This is a genomic window from Streptomyces sp. NPDC001156, from assembly GCF_053598275.1.
Genome location: NZ_JBSFJX010000100.1, coordinates 22,369 through 29,996 on the forward strand (window position 1 = coordinate 22,369; position 7,628 = coordinate 29,996).

General features: G+C 70.0%; 6 protein-coding genes and 1 pseudogene. 1 reads left to right on the forward strand and 6 read right to left on the reverse strand.

Annotation, left to right across the window (positions count from 1 at the left end; all coding sequences use genetic code 11):
- Positions 1 to 52: 52 nt before the first annotated feature.
- A complete protein-coding gene (locus ACWDA7_RS33145) occupies positions 53 to 2,125 on the reverse strand; it encodes an alpha-galactosidase (RefSeq protein ID WP_450609060.1) in 2,073 nt (690 codons plus the stop codon).
- A 224-nt stretch (positions 2,126 to 2,349) separates the two neighbouring features.
- Between ACWDA7_RS33145 and ACWDA7_RS33150 the strand changes: the two genes are divergently transcribed.
- A complete protein-coding gene (locus tag ACWDA7_RS33150) occupies positions 2,350 to 3,147 on the forward strand; it encodes a tyrosine-protein phosphatase (RefSeq protein ID WP_450609062.1) in 798 nt (265 codons plus the stop codon).
- 31 nt (positions 3,148 to 3,178) lie between these two features.
- Here ACWDA7_RS33150 and ACWDA7_RS33155 read toward each other — a convergent pair whose 3' ends face one another.
- The 5 genes and pseudogenes from ACWDA7_RS33155 to ACWDA7_RS33175 form a co-directional block, all read right to left on the reverse strand.
- Positions 3,179 to 3,289, reverse strand: a complete 111-nt coding sequence (locus ACWDA7_RS33155) for a DUF6126 family protein (protein WP_359397421.1) — start codon at positions 3,287 to 3,289, stop codon at positions 3,179 to 3,181.
- 35 nt (positions 3,290 to 3,324) lie between these two features.
- Entirely contained in the window at positions 3,325 to 3,942 is a 618-nt protein-coding gene (locus tag ACWDA7_RS33160) for a helix-turn-helix domain-containing protein (protein WP_450609064.1), read from the reverse strand.
- A 73-nt stretch (positions 3,943 to 4,015) separates the two neighbouring features.
- Positions 4,016 to 5,416 (reverse strand): aspartate aminotransferase family protein, encoded by a 1,401-nt coding sequence (locus ACWDA7_RS33165; RefSeq protein ID WP_450609066.1) that lies wholly within the window; start codon positions 5,414 to 5,416, stop codon positions 4,016 to 4,018.
- Positions 5,413 to 7,308 (reverse strand): 1-deoxy-D-xylulose-5-phosphate synthase, encoded by a 1,896-nt coding sequence (dxs, locus tag ACWDA7_RS33170; protein ID WP_450609068.1) that lies wholly within the window; start codon positions 7,306 to 7,308, stop codon positions 5,413 to 5,415. Before dxs ends, ACWDA7_RS33165 begins: the two co-directional genes overlap by 4 nt.
- Before the next feature lie 158 nt (positions 7,309 to 7,466).
- Positions 7,467 to 7,628: pseudogene (locus ACWDA7_RS33175) on the reverse strand (flavodoxin-dependent (E)-4-hydroxy-3-methylbut-2-enyl-diphosphate synthase); the annotation flags it as partial.

The window sequence follows — 7,628 nt, forward strand, 5'->3', positions numbered from 1 at the left end:
AGCCCTCATTCCAGGGCGAGTTTGAATGAGGGCTCCGATTCGGGCAGAACTCTCAGATACGACGCAGCCGGACGACCGTCGCATCGAAGTCACCGCGCAGCCCGGTCGGCAAACCGTGGTGCAACAGCACGGCACCACGGTGCACTTCGCCCGTTTCGGGGCATTCATACGTCGCCGTCGGGTCGAGCCCGCGCAGCCGCAGCGGGGCGACGGGCTCCCCGTAGTGCTGCGCCTGGAGCCAGGCGAGGACCACCGTCTCGTCGCCGAGCACGTACTGGACCGCGCTCAGCCCGCCGGCCGGCGGCCGCAGCCGGTAGAGGTCGCCGCGCTGGACCACCGGGCGGATCTCCTTGTAGAGGCCGACCCAGTCCCGGGACTCCGCCAGCTCCTCCTCCGTCCACTTCGTCAGGTCCCCGCCCACACCGAGCACCCCGGCCATGGCACTCACGAACCGGAAGCGCAGCGAGCTGACCCGCCCGTTGAGCTGGGTGTTCGGACTGTCGGTGACCCAGGCGGCCATGACCCGGGCCGGATGGATCTGGCTGAAGCCATACTGAATGGCGAGCCGGTCCAGCGGGTCGGTGTTGTCGGAGGTCCACACCTGGTCCGTGCGGCTCATGACTCCGAGGTCGATGCGCCCACCGCCGCCTGAGCAGGACTCGAAGGCGACGCCGGGGTGCGCGGCCCGCAGCCGGTCCAGCAGTGCGTACAGGGCCCGTACGTGGTCCACCCAGAGCCGCTGCGGATACGCCTCGCCGGGCCAGCCGGCATCGGTGAAGCAGCGGTTGAAGTCCCACTTCACGTAGTCGACCGGGGCGCTGGAGAGAAGCGCGTCCAGCTGCTCCCACAGGTACTCCTGGACGTCCTCGCGGGCGAGGTTCAGGACGAGCTGGTTGCGGAATTCCGTCCGCTTCCGCCCGGGCTGGTACTGCACCCAGTCGGGGTGGGCCCGGTAGAGATCGCTGTCCGGGTTGACCATCTCGGGCTCGACCCAGATCCCGAACTGCATTCCGAGGGAGTGCACATAGTCGGCGAGCGGCTTGAGGCCGGAAGGGAACCGGTCGGGGTTGGGCCGCCAGTCCCCGAGCCCGGCGCGGTCGCTGGTGCGCTCTCCGAACCAGCCGTCGTCGACCACGAACAGCTCGATCCCGATCTCCGCCGCCCGCCGCGCGAGCGCCTCCTGCTGCTCCTCGGAGATGTCGAACTCGGTGGCCTCCCAGGAGTTGTAGAGCACGGGGCGGTCCCGGTCGGCGTCCGGTATGACATGGGCCCGCTGATACGCGTGCCAGGCGCGGCTCGCCTCCCCGAATCCGCCGTCGGTCCACAGCCCCGCGAAGACGGGCGTCGTGAACGACTCCCCCGCCGCGAGGCGCAGCAGGCCGGAGTCGTCGTACCCCGCCCCGCCGGTGATCTGCACACGGGCGTCGGGCAGCTGGGCCACCGCGATCCGCCAGCTGCCCGACCAGCCGAGCGCACAGCCGTAGACCTCGCCGCGTTCCTCGGTCGCGTCCGTGTCGAGGGCCACCCAGGGAAGGTGCTGGTGCCCCGTGTGGCCGCGGCGGCTGCCGATGACCTTCTCGCCGTAGGTGAGGGCGGACCGCGCGAGCCTGGACTCGGCTGCCCAGCGGCCGTGCAGCTGAGACAGACGCCAGCCGTCGCGCTCGGGCAGGGTCCAGGCGGCGGAGTCGGCGCGGAGGAGCTCGACGGGCCCGGGACCGTCGTTGGCGAGCGTCACCCAGCGCTCCACGACATCCGCACGCATCCGGTAGTGGAGGGTGATCAGGAGCCCGGCGTCCCTGAACCGCAGCCGCAGTTCGTCGCCGTCGCCCTCGGCCGTCTCGAAGGTCCACTCGGTGCCGCGGCGTTCCTGTATGCGGGCGGAGAGGGCGGGGCGCACAAAGCGGGGGCCGCCCTCCACCGGGTACTCCTCGCGGCCGTCGAGCGGGGACTCGAAGGGCCAGTACCGGGGCTCGGGCAGAGCCGCGAGCGCCTCGGCGTCGGGGAGCGCGATCCGCGGGCCCCAGTGCAGGTGCAGCAGTTCGCCGCCGTCGGTGAGCCGCATCGCGTAGCTGCTTCCGGGCCCGGACAGCAGCCAGGTGCGACGGTCGGCGCTGATCTCCAACATAAGACCCCCCACAGATCCAAACAGGTACGATCAGACCTCAACATCATCGGGGGTGACATGCCTCGTGGGCAACGCCCGGGGCACGTCGAGCGAGGGTCAACGCAGGTCCAGCGCAGGTTCAGCCCAGCGTCCGGTCTCCGACGATTGCCCGATAAACCTATGTCGTATCGTCGAAGCGCGCCCCGTCGGCGAACAGCGCCGGCGGACGGATGGGAGGAGCCCCCGTGACGCAGCAGGTCCCGTCTACCGAGCCCGAGCTGACCGGGGTGCGCAACTTTCGTGATGTGGGCGGTCTGCCCACCGTGGACGGGCGGCGTGTGCGGCACGGAGTGCTCTTTCGCAGCGGTCACCTCGCGCATGCGACGGAGCAGGACGCGGCGTTCCTCTCCTCGCTCGGACTGCACACGATCTTCGACTTCCGCAACGCGGCGGACCAGAAGCTGGAGGGGCCGGACGTCGAGCTGGCGGGGGTGCGCAACATCAACCTTCCGCTGACCGACCCGGCGGACGGTGCCGAGTACTGGAAGATGGTCCGCGACGGCGATCTGGACCAGTTGCGCGCGCTCCTCGACGACGGCAAGGCGGCCAACCGCATGATCGTCTCCTACCGCACGATCATCAAGGAGCGCACGGCCGAGCACTCCCAGGTGCTGCGCGCGCTCGCCGAGGACAGCGTGCCCGCCCTCATGCACTGCGCCGCCGGCAAGGACCGCGCGGGTCTGTCGATCGCGGTGACGCTGCTGGCGCTCGGGGTCGAGCGCGAGGCGATCGTCGCGGACTACCTGGAGTCCAACGCGAAGCACCGCCGGTACAAGGTGCACCGCAACGGTTCCTCGCCCGACACGTACTCCCCCGAGGTGATGGAGCTGCTCAGCCCTCTGTTCGACGCGCGCGCCGAGTATCTGGCGGCCGCGATCGAGACCGTCGAGGAGACCTGGGGCGGCGTCGACGTCTACCTGGAGCGGGGCCTCGGGATCACCCCCGCGGTGCGGGAGCGGCTGCGCGCCCGGCTGCTGGACTGAGCCGCTTCCGCTCCCCGCTGCGCGACCCCGCCTACTTCGCGCCGACCTCGAACAGCAGAAAGATGAAGCCTGCGAAGAGATGGCCGACGGCGATGTAGACGATCAGCCGGATCCACAGCGCACGGGGGAACTTCTCCTCCATGGACCTGCGCTGGGGGCGGGTCTCCGGTTGCTCAGTCACAGTGTTTCTCCTGGGGTGGGTCCGAGGCAGAGCGCCGAGACCGGGCTCTGCAGCAGGGTGTGGACGAAGAGCAGCTCGGTGCCGCCCTGGTCGGCGGCACCGAGGCGGTGCGGGGTCAGGGAGTCGAAGTGCGCGCTGTCGCCGGGCCCGAGCACGTGCATCGTGTCGCCGAGGCGCAGCCGCAGCCGCCCGCTCAGGACGTACAGCCACTCCTCACCGGGATGGACACGCACGAGGTCGCCCTGGGTGTCGTACGGGACGTGGACCCGCAGGGCCTGCATACAGCGGCCCGGCGCGCCGGCCTGCCAGTAGGTCCAGCCCCCCGCCCGCGTCGGCTCCATGTCGGGGGCGCGGACGACCGCGTCGGGGTCGGCGACGGTCTCTCCCAGCAGTTCGGAGACAGTCGTACCGTAGATACGGGCGAGTGTGAGCAGCATCGGCAGCGAGGGCTGGCGCTGACCGGTCTCGAGCCGGGACAGATGGGCGGGCGAGAGCCCGGCCGAACGGGCCGCGGCCTCCAGGGTGAGCGAGGCACGGCGGCGCAGCGCACGCAGCTGCGGCGCGACGGCGGGCAGGTCCACGCCGTTCCCGGACTCGTTCTCGGGAGAGCTCATGCTCTCCATTCAGCCGCAGCTTTGCCTCCGCGGCAAATTTCTTGCCTCAGAGGCAAAGCTCCCCGAGATGCGGCTAGCGGTTGGCCACCGCCTGCTTGATCAGTGTCTTGCCGAAGTCCCACATGAGTCCGCTGCCGCTGTGGGCATCGTCCATGACCGCGGTGAAGGCCTCGACGAACCGGTCGACGTCCTCTTCGCCGATGATCAGCGGCGGGATCAGCTTGATCACCTCGAGGTGGTCCCCGGAGACCTGGGTGAGGATGCGGTGCCGTTGCAGCAGCGGGACGACCACCATCTGTGCGAACAGACCCTTGCGAGCGGCCTGGAGCATGGACCACCGGCCGCGCAGCTTCAGCGAGCTGGGCCGGCCGAACTCGATGCCGATCATCAGGCCCCGGCCGCGCACGTCGCTGAGCAGCTCGTACTTGTCGACCAGCGCCGCAAGGCGGGACTTGAGCTGCTCCCCGACGGCACGCACGTGCGCGACGGTCTGCTCGTTCTCCATGACGGACAGGACGGCGAGCCCGGCCGCCATCGCCTGCGCGTTGGACCCGAAACTCGCCGAGTGCACAAGCACCCGGTCCATGGACGAGTAGACCTTCTTGAAGATCCACTCCTTGCCGAGGGTGGCGCCGACCGGCACATAGCCGCCGGAGAGCGCTTTCGCCACGCACACCAGGTCCGGTTCGACACCGCTCTCGTACTGGTAGGCGTAGAAGTCCCCGGTCCGGCCGAGCCCGGTCTGCACCTCGTCCGCGATCAGCAGCGCCTTGTGACGGTGCAGCAGCTCCTGGGCCGCCGCCAGATAGCCCGGCGGTGCCTCGTGGACGCCCTTGCCCTGGATCGGCTCGACGATGAGGCCCGCCACGTCCCCCTTCCTCAGTTCCCGGGCCAGGGCCTCGAGATCGCCGAGCGGGACCGCCGTGTCGGGCAGCAGCGGGGAGAACCCGTCGCGGAAGCCGTCTTCACCGTTCACGGACAGCGATCCGGTGGTCAGGCCGTGGAAGGCGTGCTCGCAGTACAGGATCCGCGGCTTTCCCGTGGCGAAGCGGGCGAACTTCAGCGCGGTCTCGACCGCCTCCGTGCCGCTGTTGCCGAAGAAGACCCTGTCCAGATGCGGGCTGTGGCTGAGCAGCTTCTCCGCCAGCAGCCCGGGCAGCGGCTGGCAGTCGAAGCGGGTGAGGTCGGCGAGCTGGGCGTCCAGGACGTCATGCAGGGCCTTGCGGACCACGGGATGGTGGCGCCCCAGGCCCATCACGCCGAAGCCGGCGAGCATGTCCAGGTAGTCGGCGCCGTCCGCGTCCCAGAAATGGGCACCCTCGGCCCGCTCGTAAACCTTGTCGAAGCCGATGGTGCGGAGCATGCGCGGGAGCTGGTGGTTGAGGTACCTGGCGTGCAGCTCGTAGCGCTCGGCTCCGCGCTCGGCCAGGAGCGCGCCGAGGTCGAACTCCCGGTTCCGGGGAGGGGTGGTCATGCGTGTTTCTCCTTGGCGAGTTCATCCTTGGCGGTCAGGCAGGCGCTGATCCGCCCCGCGACCTCGACGGGCGTGAGCCCGATGTCGGCGAGCACCTCGCTCCGCTTGGCGTGCGCGAGGAACTGCTCCGGAATCCCGAACTGCCGTACGGGGACGTCGATGTCGGCGTCGCCGAGCGCCAGCACGACCGCCGAGCCGACGCCGGCGGCCCTGCTGTTGTCCTCCACGACCGCGACGAGCCGGTGCTCGGCGGCGAGGCCCGGCAGCGCGGGGTCGACGGGTTTGACCCAGCGCGGGTCGACGACCGTGCAGCCGATGCCGCGAGCGTCCAGCAGGTCGGCGGCCTGGAGGCAGACGGACGCCATGACGCCGACGGCGACCATCAGCACCTCGGGCCGGTCCGCGCGGTGCAGGACGTCGAGTCCGCCCACGCGGTCGACCGCCGGGACCACGGGGCCGGCGGACTCCTTCGGGAAGCGGATCAGGGTCGGCGCGTCGTCCACCGCCACCGCCTCCCGCAGCTGCCCCCGCAACTGGTCGGCGTCGCGTGGTGCGGCGATCCTGAGGCCGGGCACGACCTGCAGGACCGACATGTCCCACATCCCGTTGTGGGACGCTCCGTCGACACCCGTGACCCCGGCCCGGTCCAGGACGAACGTGACCCCGCAGCGGTGCAGGGCGACGTCCATGAGGAGCTGGTCGAAGGCACGGTTGAGGAACGTGGCGTAGACGGCGACCACAGGGTGCAGCCCCCCGGTCGCCAGACCGGCCGCGGAGACGACCGCGTGCTGCTCGGCGATCCCCACGTCCCACACCCGTTCGGGGAAGCGCTCCGCGAACTTGGCCAGGCCCACCGGGTGCAGCATGGCCGCCGTGATCGCCACGACGTCCTCGCGCTCCTCGCCGATCCGGACGATCTCGTCGCCGAACACCGACGTCCAGGACGGACCGTCCGACGGCGCCAGGGGCTCGCAGGTCAGCGGGTCCATCACGCCCACGGTGTGGAAGTGGTCCTCCTCGTGGGCAAGCGCGGGCTCGTAGCCCCGGCCCTTCTCGGTGAGGCAGTGGATCAGCACGGGCCCGTGGAAGCGTTTGGCGCGGCGCAGCGCCGATTCGACGGCCCGGATGTCGTGTCCGTCGATCGGGCCGACGTACTTCAGGCCCAGGTCCTCGAACAGACCCTGCGGCGCGAACGCGTCCTTGAAGCCCTTCTTGGCGCCGTGTAGTGCCTCGTAGACGGTGTTGCCGACCACGGGGGTGCGCTGGAGCATGTCCTTGCCCCAGGCCAGGACCTGTTCGTAACCGTCCGTCGTGCGCAGGGTGGCCAGGTGGTTGGCGAGGCCGCCTATGGTCGGCGCGTACGAGCGCTCGTTGTCGTTGACGACGATGATCAGCGGACGGTCCTTGGCGGCGGCGATGTTGTTGAGCGCCTCCCACGCCATGCCACCGGTGAGTGCGCCGTCGCCGATGACCGCGACGACATGGCCCTTCTCCCCCTGCACCTGGCGGGCCTTGGCGAGACCGTCGGCCCAGCCGAGTGCGGTGGAGGCGTGACTGTTCTCGATGATGTCGTGCTCGGACTCCTCACGCGACGGATAGCCGGACAGGCCGCCTTTGCCGCGCAGTTTGGAGAAATCCTGACGCCCTGTCAGGAGCTTGTGCACATAGCTCTGATGACCGGTGTCCCACAGGATGCGGTCGACCGGGGACTCGAAGGCCCGGTGGAGCGCGATGGCGAGCTCCACCACCCCCAGATTGGGCCCCAGGTGACCACCCGTCCTGGCCACGGCGTGGATCAGGAACTCCCTGATCTCCTCGGCCAATCGGCTCAGCTCCGCCTCGGACAGCGCCTTCAGGTCCCGTGGTCCCCGGATGTTCTCCAGAATCGTCACGCTCAGGCCTCCCCTGTTCTCAAGAGCTCGGTTCACCTCCGGAGCACCGCAGCCGGTGCGGGAAAGGCGGCCGTGCCCGGCCCTCTTTCGCCGGGCCTGTGCACGGTCGCCTTCCCGGCACCGTCGCGTTCCTTCGGCTCACTCGCTGATAACTCCGGTCAAGCAACGGTGGTGCCGGGCGCTCCCGGAGTGGTGACGGTCGGGCCGCCGGACGCGGCACCGTCCTTCTCCATCTGCTCGGCGAGCTTCATCGCCTCTTCGATGAGCGTCTCCACGATCTTCGACTCGGGCACGGTCTTGATGACCTCGCCCTTGACGAA

Excerpts from the sequence above, each read along its gene's own strand:
- ACWDA7_RS33145 (WP_450609060.1), bottom strand. The coding sequence starts at position 2,125 with ATGTTGGAGATCAGCGCCGACCGTCGCACCTGGCTGCTGTCCGGGCCC.
- ACWDA7_RS33160 (WP_450609064.1), bottom strand. The coding sequence starts at position 3,942 with ATGAGCTCTCCCGAGAACGAGTCCGGGAACGGCGTGGACCTGCCCGCC.
- ACWDA7_RS33165 (WP_450609066.1), bottom strand. The coding sequence starts at position 5,416 with ATGACCACCCCTCCCCGGAACCGGGAGTTCGACCTCGGCGCGCTCCTG.
- ACWDA7_RS33155 (WP_359397421.1), bottom strand. The coding sequence starts at position 3,289 with ATGGAGGAGAAGTTCCCCCGTGCGCTGTGGATCCGGCTGATCGTCTAC.